The sequence below is a fragment of the Streptomyces sp. NPDC047072 genome, assembly GCF_040643855.1.
Classification (GTDB): Bacteria; Actinomycetota; Actinomycetes; order Streptomycetales; family Streptomycetaceae; genus Streptomyces.
Window position 1 is genome coordinate 1 of record NZ_JBEYVC010000022.1, and the last position, 19763, is coordinate 19763.

The window sequence follows — 19763 nt, forward strand, 5'->3', positions numbered from 1 at the left end:
CGCTCATCGACCGAGGCCGACACCAGCACCGGCACTGACGCCGACACCGCCACCCGGCCCGAACCCTCGCCCGAACCCCACCCCGGCCCCCACCCCGGCACCCCCACCCACCCCCACACCGCCCCCCGCCTCTGCGTCATCCACGGCATGGCCGGTGTCGGCAAGTCCGCGCTCGCCCTGGACGTGGCCAACCGGCTGGCCGCTGCCTTCCCCGACGGGCAGTTGTACGCCGAGCTGTGCGGCTCGGACCCCACGCAGGCGGCGGCACCGCCGGACAGGATCCTCGGCGGCTTCCTGCGCGCCCTCGGCGTACGCCCCGCCCGCCTCCCCGCGTCGACGGCGGAACGCGCCGCCGCGTACCGCAGCCTCCTGGCCGGCCGGCGCGTCCTGGTCGTCCTGGACGACGCGGCCGGGGAGCACCAGATCCGCCCGCTCCTCCCGGGCGCCGGCCCCGGCGCGGTCCTGGTCAGCAGCCGCCGTACGCTGCCCGGCCTCGACGCCACCGCCCGGGTCGGCCTCGACGTGCTCGACCGGGAGCAGACGCTGCGGCTGCTCGGCCGGCTGGTGGGCCACGAGCGGCTCACCGCAGAGGCCGGCGCCGCCGCCGAGATCGCCCGGCTCTCCGGCGGCCTGCCGCTCGCGGTGCGGGCCGCCGGGTCCCGGCTGCGGGCCGGCGACCGCTGGCGGCTGCGCACCCTCGCCGACCGGCTCCGCGACGAGAGCCACCGGCTGAACGAACTGGCCTGCGGGGACCTGGACGTCCGCGCCCGGATCGAGACCGGCTACCGGGCCCTGCCCGAGCGGGAACGCCGTGCCCTGCGCCTCCTCGGCATGCTCGACCTGCCCGACTTCGCGGCCTGGGTCGCCGGACCGCTGCTGGCCGTGGACCAGCCGTCCGCCCAGCACCTGGTCGAACGGCTGGCGGAGGCACGGCTGCTGGAGCCGCTCGGCGTGGACGAGGCCGGGCACACCCGGTACCGCTTCCACGACCTGATACGGCTGTACGCACGCGAGCGCGCCGAGCAGGAGGTGCCCCCCGAGCAGCGCCGCGCGGCGGTGTCACGGCTGCTGCGCTCCTGGCTGACGCTGGTGTGCCGGGCCGGGGCCATCGAGGCCGGCGGCACCATTCACCTCAAGCCCCGGGCCGCGCGCGACGCGGCGGATCCCACGCTCGCGGCGATGCTCCTGGACCGGGCCGCCGCGCTCGGCCCGGACGGACAGGCGGGCGAGCTGGCGACGGCGCTCATGCAGGTGTGGTTCCGGGACGACGGCCGGCGCACGCCCCAGCCCCAGTCCCGGCCACAGCCACAGCCACAGCCACAGCCACAGTCCCGGCCCCAGCCACAGCACCGGTCCCAGCCCCAACCCCGCCCCTCTACGGTGTGAGCCCCCGCACCAGCAGGTCCAGCAACGCACACCCGAACAGGGCGATCCCGATGAAGCCGTTGACGCTGAAGAACGCCCTGTTCAGGCGGGAGAGGTCGTGGGGCCGGACGATCGAGTGCTCGTACACGAACGCGCCCGCGACGATCATCAGGCCGACCCAGAAGAACCCGCCGGCGTCCGTGGCGACGGCGTACCAGACCAGGAGGGACATCGTCAGGGCGTGGCAGACGCGGGCGGCCCAGATCGACGCCGGGATACCGAAGCGGGCCGGCACCGACATGACCCCGATCTCCCGGTCGGTCTCGACGTCCTGGCAGGCGTAGATGAGGTCGAACCCGCCGATCCAGATGCCCACGGCGAGACCGAGGATCACCGCGTCCCAGGACCACTCCCCGGTGATCGCGAGCCAGCCGCCGACCGGGCCCATCGCCTGGGCGAGACCCAGGATGGCCTGCGGGAAGTTCGTGAACCGCTTGCCGTAGGGGTAGACGACCATCGGGATCACGGCGACCGGCGCGAGGGCCAGGCAGAGCGGGTTCAGCAGCGCGGCCGAGCCGAGGAACACGACGACGGCGACCAGCGCGCCGGTCCACGCGTGCTTCACCGACATCGCACCGGTCACCAGCTCGCGGTGGGCCGTCCGGGGGTTCCGCGCGTCGATCTCCCGGTCGATGATCCGGTTCACGGCCATCGCGAAGGTCCGAAGGCCGACCATGCAGATCGTCACCAGGAGCAGCCGCCCCCAGTGGATGTTCCGGTCCCACTCGAACATCGCGGTGAGTGCGGCGATATAGGCGAACGGCAACGCGAACACGGAGTGCTCGATCATCACCAGCCGAAGGAAGGCTTTCGTGCGTCCCGGTTGCGGGAGTGCCGCGGAGGCGCTGCTCACAGGCCGTACTCCTTCCACCGGCGGTCGACCTTCGCCGCCGTCTCGGGGTCGGACAGCACCATCTCCGGCCAACCACCGTCCCGTGTGTAGCCCTCCTCGGGCCACTTCTTCGTCGCGTCGATGCCTGCCTTGCCGCCCCAGAACTGCTGGTAGGAGGCGTGGTCGAGGTGGTCGACGGGGCCTTCGACGACCGAGAGGTCTCGGGCGTAGTCCGTGTTGCCGAGGGCCCGCCACGCGACCTCGTGCAGATCGTGGACGTCGCAGTCGGAGTCGACGACCACGATCAGCTTGGTCAGGGACATCATGTGTGCCCCCCAGATCGCGTGCATCACCTTCTGCGCGTGCTTCGGGTACTTCTTGTCGATCGAGACGATCGCGCAGTTGTGGAACCCGCCCGCCTCGGGCAGGTGGTAGTCCACGATGTCCGGCACGATGATCTTCAGCAGCGGCAGGAAGAAGCGCTCCGTGGCGCGGCCGAGCGGTCCGTCCTCCGTCGGGGGGCGGCCCACGACGATCGACTGGAGCAGCGGCCGACGGCGCATGGTCACGCAGTCGATCTTCAGCGCGGGGAACGGCTCCTGCGGGGTGTAGAACCCGGTGTGGTCGCCGAACGGCCCCTCCGGCAGCATCTCCCCCGGCTCCAGCCAGCCCTCGATCACGACCTCCGCCTGCGCGGGGACCTGGAGCGGAACCGTCTTGCAGTCGACCATCTCGATCCGCTTGCCCGCGATGAAGCCGGCGAAGAGGTACTCGTCGATGTCCCCGGGCAGCGGCGCGGTGGAGGCGTACGTCACCGCGGGCGGGCACCCGAACGCGATCGCGACCGGCAGCCGCTCATCGCGCCGGGCGGCGACCTGGTAGTGGTTGCGGCTGTCCTTGTGGATCTGCCAGTGCATCCCGATCGTGCGCTTGTCGTGGCGCTGGAGCCGGTACAGCCCGAGGTTGCGGATCCCGCTCTCCGGGTCCTTGGTGTGGGTCAGGCCCAGGTTGAAGAAGGACCCGCCGTCCTGCGGCCAGGTGAACAGGGCGGGCAGCAGATCGAGGTCGACCTCGTCGCCGTGCAGCTCGACCTCCTGCACGGGCGCGCCCGCGGACTTCACCTTCTTCGGCGGTACGTGCGTCATCGCGCCGAGCTTCCCGAACGCCTCGCGCACGCCCACGAAGCCGTGCGGCAGCTCGGGCCGCAGCAGCCCGCCGATCTTCTCGGAGATCTCGCCGTACGACTTCAGGCCCAGGGACTTCAGCAGTCGCCGGTCGGTCCCGAAGACGTTCATCGCGAGCGGCATCGACGAGCCGCGCACGTTCTCGAAGAGGAGAGCCGGGCCCCCGGACTTCTGCACGCGGTCGACGATCTCCCCGACCTCCAGATACGGGTCGACCTCGGCCTTGATCCGCTTGAGGTCTCCCTCGCGTTCCAGTGCCCTGAGCAGGGAGCGAAGATCGTCGTAAGCCATGGGGTCCAGTATCCCCGAGCCGCTACCCTGACCCCGTCAGGGGCCTGTCACAGGCCTCACACAACCTTCCATGGGGGCCCACGCTCATGTTCCGGCTGCTGATGTACCTGATCCCGCTGGCGCTGACGATCTTCGCGTTCATCGACTGCCTGAACACGCCCGAGGACGAGGCGAAGCACTTGCCGAAGATCGCCTGGGTCTTCATCATCCTGCTGTTCTGGATCGTCGGCCCGATCGCGTGGCTCGCGGCGGGCAAGCAGCGCACGCCGCCCGCGGACGGCCGTACGCCCTCGGAGTGGCACCGCAACCACCGCATGGAGTACGTCGCTCCCGACGACAACCCCGAGTTCCTGAAGTCCCTCTCCCAGGAGAACAAGAAGGACGAGGCGCTGCTGAAGGACTGGGAGGCCGACCTGCGCCGCCGCGAGGAGGACCTCAAGCGCCGGGAACGAGGTGAGGACCCCAAGGCCGACTGACAAGCTGTACGTCGGCGAGCCCCCCGAAGCGGACATCGCGCCCCTGTGCCCGAAGCGTCCGGAACCGGACACTTGGCTCGCATGACGACAGCACCCGCCGACTCCTCCGGCACCCTCGCCCCCGCCTACGGTGACAAGGTCATCGCCGTCGAGACGGCGGGCTCGGAACCGATCCCCGAAACGGAACGCCACGGCACCCCGCTCCAGCTGCTGTGGACCTGGGCGTCCCCGAACATCGAGTTCGCGACGGTCTACATCGGCGTGATCTCGGTCCTCTTCTTCGGCCTGAGCTTCTGGCAGGCGACCGCGGCGATCCTGCTCGGCACCGCGCTCGGCGCGCTCACCCAGGGCGTGCTGTCGCTGGACGGGCCGCGGTTCGGGGTGCCGCAGATGGTGATCGGCCGGTTCTCCTTCGGCCACCGCGGCAACATCCTGCCGGCGGCGGCCAACGGCCTGGTGGCGGGCGTCGGCTGGTTCGCGGTCAACAGCGTGAGCGCGGCCTTCGCCCTCAACACCCTTACCGGTCTACGGCCGTTGCCGTCGCTGTTGCTCGTGGTCGCGGTGGAGATCCTGATCGGCTTCATCGGCCACAACTTCGTGCACGTCTTCGAGAAGTACGCGTTCCCGGCGCTCGCGGCGGTCTTCCTGCTGGCCGGCGTGTGGACCTTCGACCACGCGCACCTCGGCGGGGGCGGCACGGGTGGCGGGCTCGGCGGCTTCCTGCTGGCGTTCAGCGCGGCCTGGGGGTACGCGGCCGGCTGGAACCCGTACGCCTCGGACTACTCCCGCTATCTCCCCCGTACGGCGAACCGCTTCCGTACGGTCCTCTACCCCGCCCTCGGCCTCTTCCTCTCGGTGTCCGTCGTCGCGGTCATCGGCGCGGCCTCGGCGACGATCGTGGCCCCGCAGGACGCCACGCCGACGGCGGCCTTCACCGGCCATCTCCCGGGCTGGCTGGGCGACTTGGTACTGATCGCGATCATCCTGGGCGCGGTGTCGGCGAACGCCCTCAACGTGTACTCCGGCGCGATCTCCATCGCCTCCTTCGGCCTGAACCTGCCGACCTGGCTGAGCCGCAGCGTGCTCGTCGTGGTGTCCGGGGTCGCGGGTACGGCGGCCGCCTGGGCGTCGCTGTCGGACGCGGGGGCGGCCTACGAGGCGTTCCTGCTGGTCATCGCGTACTGGGTGGCGCCGTGGCTCGGGGTCGTCCTGGTGGAGCGCTGGTTCCAGTCCCGCGGACCGGTGGACGACACGGTCCTGACCGACCGCTCCTTCACCAACTGGCCAGGGCTCGCCTCCCTGTTGATCGGCGTCGCGGTCTCCGTCCCTCTCTTCTCCAACCAGGAGAAGTACGTCGGCTGGGTCCCGAAGCACTATCCGTCGTTCGGCGACAGCACCCCGCTGGTCGGCTTCGTCCTGAGCGCGGCGCTGTACGCGGCACTTCGCACCCGCCGCCGGGCCTGAGAAGCCCTGAAAAGCAAGGGTGCCGGTGCCTCCCCCTCGGCACCGGCACCCCGCCCCCGGCGTCAGCCCGCGGAGCCCCCGAACGCCGTGGCGCCACCGTCTCCGCCGCTGTCGCCGTCCCCCGTGGCCTCCGGCGTGGGGCTCCCGGTGTCGACGGTGCCGCCGCCTTCGACGGTCACCGTCACCTCGGAGCCGGCCGGGGCCTCGCTCCCGGCCTCCGGGATCTGGGCGAGGACCGTGCCGGGGAGGACGGTGCCGGTCAGCTCCTCGGTCGTCGTGACCCCGAAGCCCGCCGCCTCCAGGGCCGCCTGCGCGTCCGCGAGGGACAGGCCCTGGACCGAGGGGACCGTCGTCGTGGCCGATTCACTCGGCGAGACCGAGTCGCTCGGGGTGACCGACTCACCGCCCGGGCTCGGCGCCACCGCCAGCACCTCGTCCTCCGTCCCGTCCGAACCCGCCTCCCGAGCCAGCCCGGTGGCCGGGTCCTCGACGTCGACGAGCTGGTAGACCTCGACCGGCTCGTCCTGCGGCGCGGGCTCGACCTTGACCAGCTTCTCCGCCTCGTACGACGCCCACTTCCTGTTGCGGTCGTCGAACTTCACGTCGGCCTGCTCGATCTTCTTCTCGTACGCGGCCAGCGGGTTGCCGCAGCTGCACTGAACCGCAGGCCGCCCCAACTGGTCCACCAGGACGGCGATTCCCGCTTCGAGCAGCGCGTCGAACGCCTTCGCCTTACCCTTCTTCGCGTCGAAGTCGTGGTTCTTGACCAGGGTGTCGCCCCGCAGCAGCACCGGCGTCAGCTTCTTCACGAAGCCCTCGATCTCGCCGACGCCGCCCAGCCCCTCGGCCTTCGCCCACTCCCCCGCCTTGCCCCGGTTCTCCGGCTTCTGGAGGAACTCGACGAGCTTCCCCTTGTCGCAGTGGCCGGCGTCCCGGGTCCCCCCGTAAAGACCCGGGGCGCCGCCCTCCACCTCCCCCGAGATGTAGTCCATCGCGGCCCCCAGGGCGATGTCGGCGCCGAGCCGCACGAAGAACGGCGCGGCGCTGAGCGCACCGCGCGCGACGGCCCGTACCAGGACCTTCTCCGCTCCCTTGTCACCGGGACACTTCGCCGCCAGCATGGCGACGACGGCCAGCACGACCGCGAGCGCCACGGCCGTACGACCGCTCCCCCGTATCCCTCGTCGTAACCCCCGTATGTCTGTCATGGACGCCAGTGTGGGCATCCTGCGGGCCCCGCACATCGGGGTGGACACGGGACCGGCGGGGGCGCCGATCCCGTGTGCGCACGGATGACGGGATCCGCCGTGCGCGGTCAGCATGGGCCCATGCCGCGCACCGTGCTGATCGTCGACGACGACCCCGGATTCAGAGCCGTGGCACGGGCGTTGCTGGAGGCGGACGGTGAGTTCGCCGCGACGGAGGCGGGTTCGGGGGCGGAGGCGCTCGCCGCCGTGCTCCGCTCGCCGCCGGACGCCGTCCTCCTGGACATCGGGCTGTCCGACGGGGAGGACGGGGACGGCTTCGCCGTCTGCCGGGCGCTGTACGGCGTGGCCCCGGCGATTCCCGTGGTGCTCTGTTCCGCACGGGAGGCCGAGTTGTACGGGGAGCGGCTCGCCCGGTCGCCCGCGGTGGGGTTCCTCGCGAAGGAGCGGTTGTCGGCGGGTGCGCTGACCCGGTTCGTCACGCCGTAGGGCTCAGTCCTCGGACGCCAGGTACATCAGCACCGCCCGCACCCGGCGGTCGTACTGCTCCTTCGCCTCGGGTCGGAGGCCGAGCTTGTCGAAGACGGTGTTGACGTGGTCCTCGACGGTTCGCTTGCTGATGGTCAGCCGCGCCGCGAGCGCGGAGTTGGACAGGCCGCGTGCCATGAGTTCGAGGACCTTCAACTGCTGTTCGGTCAGGGCGGCGAGGCGGTCGCGGCGGCGCGGGGTGCGGTAGAGGGCGCGCTGGATCTCGCCGTCGATGGCGTACTTGCCGGCGCCGACCTCGCCGACGACCTCGGTGACGAAGTCGGCGCCGGTGACCCGGTGTTTGAGCTGGTAGCCGATGCCTCCGGCGGCGGAGTTCGCCGGGCCGGCCTCCAACAGCCGTCGCAGATGGGTGAGTTCGAGGTCCTTGGAGAGCAGCAGAATGCCCACCGAGGGGTGGGCACGGCGGATCTCCACGGCCGCCCGTAACCCTTCGAGGGTGTGTGTGGGCGGCATCCTGATGTCGATGACGGCGACGTCGGGCAGGGTCTCGGCGACGGCGGCCCGCAGCCCGTGCGCGTCCCCGGCCCGCGCGGTGATCTCGTGGCCCTCGTCCTCCAGGATCGCGGCGAGGCCGTGGAGGTAGACGGGGTCGTCGTCGGCGAGCACGATCCGCAGGGCCGTCATACGGACCCCCCGCCGGTGGGGAGGGTGACGGCGACCACCGTGCCCTCGCCGGGCCGGCTGCGGACGGTCAGGCGGCCGTCGTAGGCGGAGACCCGGTGGCGCAGTCCGAGCAGTCCGGTGCCGCCGTCGGCGGGGTCCGCGCCGCCGACGCCGTCGTCGGTCACGCTCAGGCTGAGCAGGCCGTCAGTGTGGTGGAGGTCGACGCGGGCGGTGCGGGCGTCGGCGTGCTTGAGCACGTTGCTGATCGCCTCCTTCACGACGTAGTAGGCGGTGAGTTCGACCGGCTCGGGCAGCTTCGGCAGCCCGTCCGTGAACAGGTCGACGGAGAGCGGCAGATCGGCGGTGAGCGAGCGCAGGGCGGGCACCAGTCCGGCCTCGCTGAGCACCACCGGGTGGATACCGCGGGCGGCCACACGCAGTTCGGCGTGGCCCTGCTCCAGGGTCGCGAGGGCGGCGTCGAGCAGTTCGGGCGCGCCGTCCAGACCGTCCAACCGGCGCCGCGCCAGCCGGAGTTGGAGCCCGAGGTTGATGAACCTCTGCTGGGCGCCGTCGTGCAGGGCCCGCTCCACCTCACGGCGCTGCTCGTCACCGGCCTCGATGACCCGGCGGCGGGAGGCGCGCAACTCCGCGACCAGGGCCTGGTTGTCGAGCTCCAGCGCGGCGGCGGAGACGACCGCCTCCAGGACGTACCGGTCCTCCCGGAGCGCCGGGTCGTGCACGATGACCCCGACCCGCCGCCCACCGCGCTCCAGGACGCTGGTCCACTGCCCGGGTCCGGCGGTCAGGGGGCGGCCGTCGACATCGGCGTACCCGTCCCCGGCGGGAAACCCAAGCCGCAGCGACGCGTCGTCCAGGGTCCGCGCCAGCTCGCGCTGGAGGGCGGCCCGGGAGTCCAGCGGCAGCCTGCGCAACAGCTCCGCAACGGCCGTACGCCCCAGCCGGATCCGCCACACCCCGGCGAGGAAGGCCAGCGGGAGACAGAGCACCGACAGGTGCGCGACCGCGATCAGCGGCGGGTGCGACCAGGCCCGGTCGGCGCCGAGCGCCGCGTCGAGTCCGGAGGCGAGGCCCCCGGCCAGACCGACGGCGAGCACTGGGCCCAGTTCCCTGCGGTACGGCCGGGACGCCCGCGCCCAGCGCCACAGCAGAACGCCGACGACGGCCACGCTGACCGCGAGCTGCACGGCGTCGGTCAGCGCCCGCAGCCAGGGCACGTAGTGCACGAGCAGCAGGTTGTCCGTCACCGAGTCGTGGAAGAACACGCCGACCGGCTGGAGCACGAAGGCAACCGCGCAGCCGACGGCCAGCAGCACCCGGTCGGCCACGGCCGCGGACGGCCCGTCGTCCTGCCGGGACCGCAGCCGGCCGTAGGGGAAGACCAGCAGGAGCGGGATCAGGAAGCCGGTGGAGGCGGAGCGCGGGAACAGCCCGACGGTGTGCGTCAGCGGGTCGGTGGAGATCTGGAGGTCCTCCGCGAACCACCCGATGCCGACGAGCAGCATCAGCAGCCCTACGGCGTTCCCGGGCCGCCGCAGCCGCGCCAGCAGCCCGGCGCCGAGGTACAGCGCGCCGACGGTCCCGGAGAACAGCGTCGAGGTGGAGTCGGCGTACCGGTCGGGGGCGGTGACGACCAGCACGTAGACGCCGAAGGCCGTGCCGGCCAGGGCGACGACGACCGCGGTGCGCCGCGGGGACCGGTCTGCCATAACCGCCTCCCCCAGGACGGCCGTTCACCTGCGCCTGCGTCCCTCACGGTACGCGATCGGACGACTGCCGTACGGAGTTTCCGGCGTCCTCACTCCACCGTGATGGAGTCCAGCTTCTCGCGCAGGTACACGTGCGAGTCGACCGCCTCGTACGCCACCCGCCCCACCGGCGCCGGGACGGACTCCACGCGCGTGCCCGGGGTGCACTCGCCGAAGTAGACCAGCGACATCAGCTCCTCGGCCGGGGCGTCGGCGGGCGGCGGCAGCACCCGGTGCCGGCCCGAGCGCCACCGGTCGCCGGTCCAACGGGCCATCAGGTCACCGATGTTGATGGTGAAGGCGTCGGGGTCGAAGGGCGCGTCCTCCCAGCCGCCCTCGTCCGTGAACACCTGGAGTCCGCCCTTGCCGGCCTGCCGGTCGAGGATCGTGACGGTCCCGAAGTCGGTGTGCGGGCCGATCCGGAACTGCCCCGGCTCCGGCTCACCGACGACCTCGGTCCCCGGATACCAGTTGATGTTGAAGCCGTACGTCGGATGGTCCATGTGCCGGGAGAAGAAGTCGGGTTCGAGCCCGAGGGCCTCCCCGAGCAGCGACAGCAGCTGCTTCTCCAGCACCTCCATCCGGTCGAGGTACTCCTCGCAGAGGATCCGGAGTTCGGGGACCTCCTCGGGCCAGACGTTGGGCGCGTACCACTCCGCGTTGACCACCGGGTCCTCGAAGGGCCGGTGCGTCGCGAAGGTCAGCGACTCCTTCAGGTCCGGCGGCGTCTCCGTCCCCTCCGAGTAGCCGTTCGCCTCGGCTCCGGGTCCGAGCCACCCGCGCCCGCCGACCTTCGCGGTGTACGGCTGCTTCACGTCCACCGGCATCCGGAAGAAACTCCGCGCGGCCGCCCGGATCGCCGACCGCAGCTCCGGCGCCACCCCGTGCCCGGTGACCAGGAAGAACCCGGCGGTCTGGAGGGCATCGTCGAGGGTGCGGGCGAGGGCGGCACGGGTGTCGGGGTCACCGTCGGTCCAGGGCCGCAGATCAATGGTGGGGATGCGGGGCTCAAGAGTGCTACTCACCAATGTCCTCATTCCACAGAGCGGGGTACTTCTCGATGAAGTCGGTCATCAGGCCGACGCACTCGGGATCGTCGAGCAGGACGATCTCCACGCCGTGCTCGGCCAGCCAGTCGTGCCCGCCGTGGAAGGTGGTCGCCTCGCCGATGACCACCCGGGAGATCCCGAACTGCCGGACCAGCCCGGAGCAGTACCAGCAGGGCGAGAGCGTGGTCACCATCGTCGTACCGCGGTACGACCGCTGCCGCCCCGCGTTCCGGAACGCGTCCGTCTCCCCGTGCACGGACGGGTCACCGTCCTGGACGCGCCGGTTGTGCCCGCGCCCGAGAAGCGTGCCGTCCGCGCCGTAGAGCGCGGCACCGATGGGAATACCACCCTCGGCGAGCCCGGCCCGGGCCTCCGCGACAGCGGTGCCGAGCCAGGTACGTGCCTGTGCCTGATCCATACGTTCACTCTCCAGTGACGGAAACACGAGGGCAACGTGCGGAAAGTACTCTCCCGGCAGCTCATCGCCGGACGAACTGTAGGGAGGCGCGCATGCCCGCACTCACGCTCCGTGAGGTCCTGGACCTCGACCCGGTCCGGGCCGCCGAGCCCGAGTTGCTCGCCGGTGCCGCCGCGCTGGACCGTCCCGTGCGCTGGGTGCACTCCAGCGAGGTCTACGAGGGCGCGAACTTCCTGGACGGCGGCGAGCTGCTGCTCACCAACGGTTTCGGCCTGACCGATGCCGACGACGAGGTCCGCCGGCGCTACGTCCGGGAGCTGGCCGTGCGCGGTGCGGCCGGGCTCGCGGTGGAGATCGGCCGGGCCCTGCCCGCGATGCCGGTCGAGGTCACCGACGAGGCCCGGCGCCTGGGCCTGCCGCTGCTGGCGCTGCGCCGGGTCGTGCCCTTCGTGCGGATCACGGAGGCCGCCAACCGGGCGATCGTGGCCCGCGGGCTGTCGGGGCGTTCCGTCGTACGGCCCTGGGGCGACGACCACACGGCAGCGCTGCTCGCCGACCTCGCCGACCGGGCCGCCCTGAACCAGCCCGAGGTGGAGGCCCGCGCCGCCCTCGCCGGCTTCCACCCGGGCCCCGGCGCCCGGCTGATCGGGGTCTCGGTCCACGGCACCCGGGACACCGGCGCGGTGGACCGGGCGGTACGGCGGCTGGGCGGGGCGGCGGTGCTGCGGGCGGCGTTCCCGGGGGACGTGCTGGGGCTGGTCTCCGTGCCGGAGGCGTGCAAGGGCGACCCGGTGAAGGCGGTCCAGGAGGCCTTCGCCGCCCCGGCGGACCCCGGCCTCACGGTGGCCGTGGGCCACGCCGTCGCCGGGGACGGCGGCTGGCTGCGCTGGAGCGACACGCTGCGGGCGGCCCGTACGACCCTGGAACTCGCCCTGACCGTCCCGGCCGCGGAACCCCGGGTGCCCGACGGCCCCCTGGTGACCTCCTCCAGGGCCCTGGCCCTGGAACGCGAGCTGACCAGAGGCGGCCTGGACGCCAACCGCGAACGCCTCACGGCCCTGGTCCAGCACGTCCTGGGCCCCCTCCTCTCGTGGGACGCAGCCCACCCCAGCGACCTGGTCCGCACCCTGGAGACCTACCTCCGCAACGGCTGCTCCCCCACCCGCACGGCGGCCCTGCTGCACATAGGCCGCCAGTCCCTCTACCAACGCCTGGACAGAATCGAGTCCCTGCTGGGCCTGGAGATAGACACCCCGGACCTGTTGGGCGAGTTGTTGGCAGCCACATGCGCACACCGGCTCGTCCAACTCCCCAAAGGGGCGCGGGGAACTGCGCGACCAGCCACGATGGCGCCGCACCCGCCCTACCGCAGAATCGCCTGACGCAACTCCACCAGACTCTTTCCGAGGAAGGTCGCATAGGACGTCACCGTCCGAGGCGTCCGCAGACCTTCCTCCTCCGCGAACACCCTCCGCACCGCCTCCATGGACACCTCCCCGCTCACCACAGGCGCCACCCGGTCAAAGACCACCCGAGCCCGGTCCGACAACGGCGTCCCCGGTTCACCGTCGTCCTCCCCCCACACGTCCCACAACAACGTCTCCACCTTGTTCAGCGCGGCCAGATCCAGCCGGATGTTCCCCGCCACGAACCGCTCCCCGAAGAACGGCCCCTCCTCCGGCGGATGCAGCCCGAACCGCTTCTCGTCCGCCCCGCCCTCCCGGATCGCCCGCCACGCCTCACCCGCGACGAGAAAACGGTCGCGGGGTACGTCCATGAAGTCGAAGTCCACGGGCCAGTTCGCGGTGATCGAGGGGTCGGCGAGCTGTGCGTCGGCGAGCAGCCAGCCGCGCTCCTCGTCCCAGTACTCGGTGACGACGTGATCGCCGTGGAACCCGCCGGCCGAGAAGTAGTCGGCGAACCCGGACCGGATCCGCGCCGGCACCCCCACGTGCCGCAGCAACGAGCAGTGCAGCAGCGCGAAGTCCCGGCAGATCCCGACGAACCGGTCGCCGGGCGCCCGGAGTTGAGTGAGCGGCGCCGGGTTCCGGTCGACGACGATGCGCAGGATGTCGTCGATGTAGCGGGTCTCGGCGTCGTGGTGGAGCCGGTCCTCGGGATGGGTGTGGTCGAACAGCGCACCCTCCCCACGGTGGATCATCAAGTCCCGTACGACACGGGCGAGTCGGGCCGGATCACGCGGCAGCCCGGCATACATTCCGGCGAGCGCGCCGGGGTCGGAGAAGGTGCTCTGGACGGCATGGAAGGCGAGGGCCTCCGAGGTCTCTGGCATGACGAGGACCCTGGCAAAATTCATCACCAAATGTCCAGAGGTCACTCCCCGGCGACCGACCGCCAGATCCGTTCCGGCAGCACCCGGACCGCCTCGTCGAGGTCGACGTCGTCGTAGCCGGAGAGCCAGCGGCGGGCGGTGCCGACGACCGGGCCGAGGACCAGGGACTCGAACAACGCCGTGGAGAGCGGGGCGAGTTCGCCGGAGGCGATGCGGGGTTCCAGCCACCGCGCCACGGGCGACAGCCGCGCCTCCTGGGTGTCGCGCAGCTCCCGGCCGCGTGTCATGCCGTGCCGGTCCGCGTCCGAGGAGTGCAGGAACAGGGCGGCGTCCCGGTTCTCCCGTACGAAGCGGAGATACGTCTCGACCACCGCGCGCACGCCCGCCTCGGCGTCCGGCGCCTGCCACAGCGCGGTGACCACCTCGCCGAGCAGCCGGCTCAGCCAGCGCTCGGCGAGGGCGGCGAAGAGGCCGTCGACGCTGCCGAAGTGGTGGTAGAGGCTGCCCAGGCTGATCCCGCTGCGGTCCCGGACGGCCTTGACGGTGAAGCCCCGTTCGCCCTCGGTGACGTAGACCTGCAGCGCCGCGTCCAGGAGCCGGTCGGCGGTGATCTCGCCGCGGTGCTGCTTGGGACTCATGCCCCCACCTTATTCCGGAAAGGATTTCTAGAAAAGTTTTCTGGAAAGCCTTCCGGTCCGGGACCGGCCGGGCTCACACTGGCCGTTGCCGAACGACCGCACAGAGCGAGGGAGTCCAGGGATGTCCGAGGTGGAACTGGTGGCCGCCGCGCTGGCCGCGGGGGCGTCGGCGGGGCTCACGGACACCGCGCGGGGCGCCGTCCTCGATCTGTACACCTCGCTGCGGGAGGCCGTACGGCGCCGACTGGACCGGGACCGGGTGGCGGGCGCGCGGGTGCTGGACGCGCCGGACGCGGACCCCGCGGTGTGGCGCCGGCGGCTGGTCGGTGTGCTGACCGACTCCGGGGTCGAGCAGGACGTGGCGGTCCTTGCCCTGGCCCGGGCCCTGCTGGAGAAGGTGCCGGGGGACGGTCGTATCACCGTGTACGCGGAGGGTTCCCGGGGTGTGCAGGTCGGCGACGGCAACACCCAGCACAACGCGTTCTGACCGGACCGACCGCCATGTCCGACGACGACCGCCGCACCGAGGTGCACGCCCCCGGCGCCCGAGGCGTGCAGGTCGGCCCGCACAACACCCAGCACAACACCTTCGTGGTCAAGGTGAGCGCGCTGGCCGTGACCGTCGCGGCCGCGGCGGGGCTCGTGTTCACCTACCAGTACCAGGGCCGGGGCGACCACGAGAAGACGGCCGCGGAGTCGACGCCCTCGGTGAGCTGGTCCGCGCCGGCCCGCCCCGAGCCGGCGCCCGACGACGACACCCCGACCCCCGAGGAGTCCGAGGAGGAGGCCGCGGAATCTCCCGAGGAGAGCGCCACCCCCTCGACGGACCCGCCCAGCAGCCCGGCCTTCGACGCGACGACCCTCGACGTCCGGGCCACCGACCGGACACCGGTGACCGTGGCGGCCCTGCTGCCGGACTCCTTCACCGACTCCAAGGGGGTGCGCTACACCCGTAACAGCGGCGGGGTGTGGACCTGCGGCAGCCTCAGCCGCAACAGCGCGGCCACGACCGCCCTCGCCTCCGTCGGCTGCGTCGACGACCCGGTCGTCACCGGCACTTATGTGGACACCGACCAGAACATCCTGGTGATGGTGGAGGTGTTCGCCCTCGCCGACAAGGCCGGCGCCGACAGCGCCCACGCCCGGCTCAAGAACGACAACTCCGGGGGCTGGCGCTACCGTTGCCCCAACGACGGCACCGGCTCGGGCGTCTGCCGGGACAGCGCCGCGCTGCGCGGTGCCACGCAGTACGGGTACACGGGGTCGAGCCACCGCTACCTCGTCTCCACCGTCGCCGTCCCGGTCGACCTCCGCCAGGACGACCGGGTCAAGTCCTGGCTGGTGACGGCCTCCTACCGGGCCTCCGTGGTCGCGGGCCCCGGCAACTACCCCGGAAACCGGTGAGCGCGCAGGCCACCGTACCGACACTTTCGTAACCGAACGGACATGACGCGATCTAGTCCGAACCAACTCCCCCTCCTTACCCTGGTGTTGATACACAGCGCGCATGGGGGAGATGCGGGTGCACAGACGGTTGCACGGGCGCGGGGCGCTGTTCGACACCGATCCGGCCGGCCTGGTGCCGCGGCTCGTGGGGCTACGGCCGCACGCGCACCGGGCCACGCCGGTGGAGCATCCACGGGAGCCGCCCTTCGTCGTGCTCACCGGCGCCCGCGGCCTCGGCAAGAGCGCCGTCCTCGGTGAACTGCGGGACGCCTACAAGGGGCACACCCCGGTCGCCCTGATCGACTGCGAGGCCGCCGAGTTCGCGGCGCCGCCCGCCGGGCACTCCGCGGAGGCCTGGTCGCCGGTCTCCCAGGCGCTCCTCGTGATCGCCGAGCAGCTCGCCGAACCGGTGACCGGCGCGGGCCGGATCACCTTCCCGCGGCTGATGTCGGGGCTGGTCGCGGTGGCCGCGGGCGGCTGGCGGGACGCCGACTCGGAGCGGATCCGGCGCGAGGTGGAGCGGATCCTGCTGCTGAACGAGAGCGGCTCGTGGATCGCCGGCTTCGCCGGGCGCTGGGCCGGGCGGGTCGCCGCCAACGTGGCCGCGGCCGCGACCGGCACCGGCCAGCTGCTCCAGTCGGCCATCGAGGCGACCCTGGAGTCCGTCTCGGAGAACTACGTGCACCGCCGCCGGCAGCGGGCCGCGGTCTGGTGGCGGGACTACCCGGGCGCGGGCCGCAACCCGCGGCGCGGACTCATGCTGCTCTCCGGCCACTTCAGGGCGGGCGGCTCCTCCCGCGCGCACGCCGAGCGCCATCTGGTCCGCGCCCTGCTCGCCGACCTCACCGACGCCTACGCGGGCGTGCTGCCCCGCATGCAGCGGCTCGGCCGCCCCCTGGTGCTCGTCGACAACGCCCAGTCCGCGCCCGGCCCCGGCCTGACCGACCCCGTCCTCAAGGACCGCTCCGAGGGCATCGCCGACCAGGTGGTGTTCATCGCCGCCCTGCGCGGCACGAGCAGACCGGCCCTGCGCAACGCCGTCCGCCGCGCCCTGCCCGAGGTCGCCCGGCGCAGCGACTGGACCCCCGACCCGGCCTCCGCCTCCTCCCGGGCGCTGCTCGTCTCGCTGCCGCCGCTGAGCGCCGACGACACCCTGCACGTCGTCGACGAGTACGCGGGGCCGCCGCAACTGCCGTACGGCATCCATCGGTTGACCGGCGGCAATCCGCTGGGCATCGAGGTGCTCGCGCAGTCCGCCGCGCAGAACGGCACCACCTCGCTGGGCGAACTGCTCACCGCAGACGTCCGGTTGCACGAGGACCGCGACGGCCGCCCCGCCTATCTCGAACTCCTCGACAGACTGGTGCCCGCCGACCGGCTGGACGAGCTGACGGTGCTGGCCGCCGCCCACGACCACGACTCCGCGACCGCCCTCGCCGACGCGCTGCTGCCGGACGACTTCGGCCCGGCGGACGTACGGGCCCTGCAGACCCGGCTGGTGGAGGAGGGGCTGCCCGAGGTGCCGGGGCGGTTCGTCGGGGACCCGTTCGTGCGGACGCTGCTGCTGCTCCGGCTGCACCACCACTCCCCCGACCACGGCCGCTGGCGCGCGGCGCACGAGACGCTCCTCGCGCACTACGCGCCCGCCGACGACAGCCCCGCCCGCGCCGGTTACCGGCTGCACCACGAACTCGCCCTGGGCGTCACGGAGTCGGCGGTGGCGTACCTGCGCGACACGTTCCCGGTCCAGGACACCCGCACCTGGCTGCGCACCCTGCGCTTCGTCGCCTCCGCGCCCTATTTCCACGCGCACGACGCCGAGGGCCGCGACTCCGCGATCCACGGTGACCGGCGGGCGGCGATCGCGCTCGGCCGCACGGACGCCGTGCAGGAGGTGCCGGAGGGCGTGGACGCCGTACTGCACCTGCGGGTACGGCGGTTGCTGCACGCGGTGTGGCAGCTGACCGACCCGCTCGCGCCGCCCGATCCGAAGGTGGGCGACCGGCTGCGGTTCGAGCTGGAGCAGCTGTCCAACCTGCGTCCGGCGGGCAACGCGCTGCTGTGGCGGGCCTCCCGGGACTGGCCCGAGGACGCGCTCGCGGGACGGCCGCTCACCGTCCCCGACGACGAGGGGGAGGCGTGATGGCCGGACGGGGATTCGGAACGTGGCTGCGCGAGGGGGTGCTGGCGACCCCGCTGCGCCGGCTCGTCGCGGGCGTGGTCGCGCTCGTGGTGCTGGCGGGGCTGGGGTTGGTCGTCAACCTCCTGCTGGAGGAGGACCGTTCGTGCGCGCCCGGCGTCGTGAAGCCTGAGGGCAGCGAGGAGTGCGTGGGCGTCTCGGCGACCGACTACGACTGGGGGCGCAAGGCGCTCGCGCCGGTGGTGAAGGCGATCGACCGGGAGAACCGGTCCATCAAGGGCCCCTACGTCACCGTCGCCCTGCTGGAGCCCTTCACCGCGACCGACGCCGACAACCTCGGTGACGTCCTGCACGAGATGCAGGGCGCGTATCTCGCGCAGTACCAGGCCAACCACCAGTCGAACGGGGACGTCCCGGCGATCCGGCTGGTGCTGGCCAACCCGGGTGCCACCGGCGCCCATTGGGAGCACACCGTCGACCGACTGGCGTCGATGACCGGCGGCGAGGACAAGCTGCGGGCGGTCGCCGGGGTCGGCCTGAGCACCGCCAACAACAAGCGGGCGGTGGCGGAGTTGACCAAGCGCGGGATCGCGGTGGTCGGCACGTCCATCACCGCCGACAACCTCGCCAACGGCAAGGGCCGCGACCTCTTCCCCGGACTCGCCCGGGTCTCCCCCACCAACACCGACGAGGCCCGCGCCTTGACCTCCTTCGCGAAGGTCGCCGCCGACAAGGCGGTCCTGGTCTACGACCGGCGCGAGGACGACCCGTACACGGTGACGCTCCAGCGGTCCTTCCAGAAGCTGCTCGCGGGATCGCCGTACGCCCCCTGGTCGTTCAACCCGCCCGAGGACCGCAGCCAGGAGGGCTCCACCGCCAACGACCTGCGGCAGATCACCCACTTCGTCTGCGACACCGCCGCCGACACGGACACCATCTTCTTCGCCGGACGCCACACCCAGCTGCGGCAGTTCATCAACGCGCTCGGTGAACGCGGCTGCCAGCAACGGAAGTTCACCCTGCTCACCGGGGACGAGGGCTCCTACCTCACCGGCGACAAGGACCTCGACCGCCAGGCCCTCACGCACAACCTCACCGTCCGCTACACGGCCCTCGCGCACCCGGACGCCTGGATCGACTCCCCGCCCGCGACCGGCGGTTCGGCCGCCGACGCCAAGGCCCTCCAGGAGCTGGTGCGCGCGGGCGAGGGCGACAAGGTCGGCCCCATCGGCACGGTCGACCTGGAGGACGGCCAGCTGATCATCGCCTACGACGCACTGCGGCTGACCTACCAGGGCATCCGGTACGCCAAGGGCGACAAGGACCTGCCGACCCTGGAGGACGTCCGCAACGAGTGGCAGCTGATCAAGGGCACCCAGCAGCGGATCAACGGCGCGAGCGGCTGGATCTGCCTCGACAACCACGGCAACCCGTACGACAAGGCCGTCCCCATCGTGGAGTTGACACCCGAGGGCAAGGCCCGCTTCGTCAAGATCGCCTGGCCGGAGGGAAAGCCCCCGGCGAAGGAGTGCCTGCCGCCGTCGTAGCGCGTCGTACCCGCCGGTCACTGATCGTGACTGCCAGGATCCTGGCCATGAACAGTAAGACTTTCACCAGGCTGGCGCTCGGCGCGGTGTGCGCGCTGGCGATGACGATCTCCGGGGCCACGGCCGCCTCCGCCGGGGCGAACGGCTGCAACGACCGCACCTGCATCAGCGTCGACGGCAGCGGGCTGCGGGTGGAGACGATCGGCGCGTCCACCACCTGGGGCGGCGACTTCACCGGGCACTTCCACATCTGGGGCGGCGGTATCGACACCAACAGTGCGACCCAGTTCTGGGGTTACCACCAGAAGTTCACGGTGCCCGTCCACCGCGACCTGCCCAACCGCGCGGTGCTGTGCGCGGAGGGCTGGGAGCACACGAGCGGTGGGCTCCGGTCGCGGGGACGGGCGTGCGAGGAGGTGCGTTTCTAGCGTTTCCGG

19 protein-coding genes are annotated in these 19763 nt (G+C 72.1%); 10 read left to right on the forward strand and 9 right to left on the reverse strand.

What is annotated here, in order from left to right:
• On the forward strand, positions 1-1386 hold a 1386-nt coding region (locus ABZ896_RS12705; RefSeq protein WP_360926316.1), incomplete at its 5' end, for an NB-ARC domain-containing protein.
• Here the strand turns inward: ABZ896_RS12705 and mqnP are convergent.
• Together mqnP and ABZ896_RS12715 are read right to left on the reverse strand one after the other, a co-directional pair.
• Entirely contained in the window at positions 1376-2278 is a 903-nt protein-coding gene (mqnP, locus tag ABZ896_RS12710; RefSeq protein ID WP_360926319.1) for a menaquinone biosynthesis prenyltransferase MqnP, read from the reverse strand. The two genes, ABZ896_RS12705 and mqnP, sit on opposite strands and share 11 nt — an antisense overlap.
• The gene (locus ABZ896_RS12715) at positions 2275-3732 is read right to left on the reverse strand and encodes a menaquinone biosynthesis decarboxylase (RefSeq protein WP_360926322.1); all 1458 of its coding nucleotides are present in this window, start codon (positions 3730-3732) and stop codon (positions 2275-2277) included. Before ABZ896_RS12715 ends, mqnP begins: the two co-directional genes overlap by 4 nt.
• Positions 3733-3818: 86 nt before the next feature.
• Here ABZ896_RS12715 and ABZ896_RS12720 point away from each other — a divergent pair, with 86 nt between their 5' ends.
• Complete coding sequence (locus tag ABZ896_RS12720) at positions 3819-4208, forward strand: PLD nuclease N-terminal domain-containing protein (protein WP_360926325.1); 390 nt, start codon at positions 3819-3821, stop codon at positions 4206-4208.
• 81 nt (positions 4209-4289) lie between these two features.
• On the forward strand, positions 4290-5672 hold the full coding sequence (locus ABZ896_RS12725; protein WP_360926328.1) for a cytosine permease: 1383 nt from the start codon (positions 4290-4292) through the stop codon (positions 5670-5672).
• A 62-nt stretch (positions 5673-5734) separates the two neighbouring features.
• Here ABZ896_RS12725 and ABZ896_RS12730 read toward each other — a convergent pair whose 3' ends face one another.
• Positions 5735-6880: a PASTA domain-containing protein gene (locus ABZ896_RS12730; protein ID WP_360926331.1), complete on the reverse strand. Its 1146-nt coding sequence runs from the start codon at positions 6878-6880 to the stop codon at positions 5735-5737.
• Positions 6881-7000: 120 nt separating this feature from the next.
• Here ABZ896_RS12730 and ABZ896_RS12735 point away from each other — a divergent pair, with 120 nt between their 5' ends.
• Positions 7001-7366, forward strand: a complete 366-nt coding sequence (locus tag ABZ896_RS12735) for a response regulator (RefSeq protein ID WP_360926334.1) — start codon at positions 7001-7003, stop codon at positions 7364-7366.
• A 3-nt stretch (positions 7367-7369) separates the two neighbouring features.
• Here ABZ896_RS12735 and ABZ896_RS12740 read toward each other — a convergent pair whose 3' ends face one another.
• The 4 genes from ABZ896_RS12740 to ABZ896_RS12755 all read right to left on the reverse strand — a co-directional run bounded on the left by ABZ896_RS12740 (position 7370) and on the right by ABZ896_RS12755 (position 11262).
• A complete protein-coding gene (locus tag ABZ896_RS12740) occupies positions 7370-8050 on the reverse strand; it encodes a response regulator transcription factor (RefSeq protein WP_360926337.1) in 681 nt (226 codons plus the stop codon).
• Complete coding sequence (locus ABZ896_RS12745; RefSeq protein ID WP_360926340.1) at positions 8047-9756, reverse strand: ATP-binding protein; 1710 nt, start codon at positions 9754-9756, stop codon at positions 8047-8049. The genes ABZ896_RS12740 and ABZ896_RS12745 overlap by 4 nt, the downstream gene beginning before the upstream one ends.
• Before the next feature lie 89 nt (positions 9757-9845).
• Positions 9846-10820, reverse strand: a complete 975-nt coding sequence (locus ABZ896_RS12750; RefSeq protein ID WP_360926342.1) for a 2-oxoglutarate and iron-dependent oxygenase domain-containing protein — start codon at positions 10818-10820, stop codon at positions 9846-9848.
• Complete coding sequence (locus ABZ896_RS12755; RefSeq protein WP_360926344.1) at positions 10813-11262, reverse strand: nucleoside deaminase; 450 nt, start codon at positions 11260-11262, stop codon at positions 10813-10815. Before ABZ896_RS12755 ends, ABZ896_RS12750 begins: the two co-directional genes overlap by 8 nt.
• Before the next feature lie 92 nt (positions 11263-11354).
• On the opposite strand from ABZ896_RS12755, the gene ABZ896_RS12760 reads away from it, so the two are divergent.
• Positions 11355-12644: a PucR family transcriptional regulator gene (locus ABZ896_RS12760; protein WP_360926347.1), complete on the forward strand. Its 1290-nt coding sequence runs from the start codon at positions 11355-11357 to the stop codon at positions 12642-12644.
• On the opposite strand, the gene ABZ896_RS12765 is transcribed toward ABZ896_RS12760, so the two are convergent.
• Positions 12626-13555, reverse strand: a complete 930-nt coding sequence (locus tag ABZ896_RS12765) for a transglutaminase-like domain-containing protein (RefSeq protein WP_360926350.1) — start codon at positions 13553-13555, stop codon at positions 12626-12628. The genes ABZ896_RS12760 and ABZ896_RS12765 overlap by 19 nt on opposite strands.
• A gap of 41 nt (positions 13556-13596) precedes the next feature.
• Positions 13597-14193 (reverse strand): TetR/AcrR family transcriptional regulator, encoded by a 597-nt coding sequence (locus tag ABZ896_RS12770; RefSeq protein WP_360926353.1) that lies wholly within the window; start codon positions 14191-14193, stop codon positions 13597-13599.
• Positions 14194-14314: 121 nt separating this feature from the next.
• Between ABZ896_RS12770 and ABZ896_RS12775 the strand changes: the two genes are divergently transcribed.
• The 5 genes from ABZ896_RS12775 to ABZ896_RS12795 all read left to right on the forward strand — a co-directional run bounded on the left by ABZ896_RS12775 (position 14315) and on the right by ABZ896_RS12795 (position 19754).
• A complete protein-coding gene (locus ABZ896_RS12775) occupies positions 14315-14680 on the forward strand; it encodes a hypothetical protein (protein ID WP_360926356.1) in 366 nt (121 codons plus the stop codon).
• A gap of 14 nt (positions 14681-14694) precedes the next feature.
• Positions 14695-15597: a hypothetical protein gene (locus ABZ896_RS12780; protein ID WP_360926359.1), complete on the forward strand. Its 903-nt coding sequence runs from the start codon at positions 14695-14697 to the stop codon at positions 15595-15597.
• Between the two features lie 112 nt (positions 15598-15709).
• Positions 15710-17782, forward strand: coding sequence for a hypothetical protein (locus ABZ896_RS12785; RefSeq protein ID WP_360926543.1), 2073 nt, complete (start codon positions 15710-15712; stop codon positions 17780-17782).
• Entirely contained in the window at positions 17782-19326 is a 1545-nt protein-coding gene (locus ABZ896_RS12790; protein WP_360926362.1) for an ABC transporter substrate-binding protein, read from the forward strand. The genes ABZ896_RS12785 and ABZ896_RS12790 overlap by 1 nt, the downstream gene beginning before the upstream one ends.
• A gap of 47 nt (positions 19327-19373) precedes the next feature.
• Positions 19374-19754 carry a hypothetical protein gene (locus ABZ896_RS12795; protein ID WP_360926365.1) on the forward strand — a complete coding sequence of 127 codons (381 nt, stop codon included), beginning with the start codon at positions 19374-19376 and terminating at the stop codon, positions 19752-19754.
• Positions 19755-19763: the final 9 nt, after the last annotated feature.

What these genes read in the sequence shown, in the direction of transcription:
- ABZ896_RS12715 (WP_360926322.1), bottom strand. Translation starts at nt 3,732, where the DNA reads ATGGCTTACGACGATCTTCGCTCCCTGCTCAGGGCACTGGAACGCGAG.
- ABZ896_RS12720 (WP_360926325.1), top strand. Translation starts at nt 3,819, where the DNA reads ATGTTCCGGCTGCTGATGTACCTGATCCCGCTGGCGCTGACGATCTTC.
- ABZ896_RS12725 (WP_360926328.1), top strand. Translation starts at nt 4,290, where the DNA reads ATGACGACAGCACCCGCCGACTCCTCCGGCACCCTCGCCCCCGCCTAC.
- ABZ896_RS12730 (WP_360926331.1), bottom strand. Translation starts at nt 6,880, where the DNA reads ATGACAGACATACGGGGGTTACGACGAGGGATACGGGGGAGCGGTCGT.
- ABZ896_RS12735 (WP_360926334.1), top strand. Translation starts at nt 7,001, where the DNA reads ATGCCGCGCACCGTGCTGATCGTCGACGACGACCCCGGATTCAGAGCC.
- ABZ896_RS12740 (WP_360926337.1), bottom strand. Translation starts at nt 8,050, where the DNA reads ATGACGGCCCTGCGGATCGTGCTCGCCGACGACGACCCCGTCTACCTC.
- ABZ896_RS12745 (WP_360926340.1), bottom strand. Translation starts at nt 9,756, where the DNA reads ATGGCAGACCGGTCCCCGCGGCGCACCGCGGTCGTCGTCGCCCTGGCC.
- ABZ896_RS12755 (WP_360926344.1), bottom strand. Translation starts at nt 11,262, where the DNA reads ATGGATCAGGCACAGGCACGTACCTGGCTCGGCACCGCTGTCGCGGAG.
- ABZ896_RS12760 (WP_360926347.1), top strand. Translation starts at nt 11,355, where the DNA reads ATGCCCGCACTCACGCTCCGTGAGGTCCTGGACCTCGACCCGGTCCGG.
- ABZ896_RS12765 (WP_360926350.1), bottom strand. Translation starts at nt 13,555, where the DNA reads ATGCCAGAGACCTCGGAGGCCCTCGCCTTCCATGCCGTCCAGAGCACC.
- ABZ896_RS12770 (WP_360926353.1), bottom strand. Translation starts at nt 14,193, where the DNA reads ATGAGTCCCAAGCAGCACCGCGGCGAGATCACCGCCGACCGGCTCCTG.
- ABZ896_RS12775 (WP_360926356.1), top strand. Translation starts at nt 14,315, where the DNA reads ATGTCCGAGGTGGAACTGGTGGCCGCCGCGCTGGCCGCGGGGGCGTCG.
- ABZ896_RS12780 (WP_360926359.1), top strand. Translation starts at nt 14,695, where the DNA reads ATGTCCGACGACGACCGCCGCACCGAGGTGCACGCCCCCGGCGCCCGA.
- ABZ896_RS12785 (WP_360926543.1), top strand. Translation starts at nt 15,710, where the DNA reads ATGCGGGTGCACAGACGGTTGCACGGGCGCGGGGCGCTGTTCGACACC.
- ABZ896_RS12790 (WP_360926362.1), top strand. Translation starts at nt 17,782, where the DNA reads ATGGCCGGACGGGGATTCGGAACGTGGCTGCGCGAGGGGGTGCTGGCG.
- ABZ896_RS12795 (WP_360926365.1), top strand. Translation starts at nt 19,374, where the DNA reads ATGAACAGTAAGACTTTCACCAGGCTGGCGCTCGGCGCGGTGTGCGCG.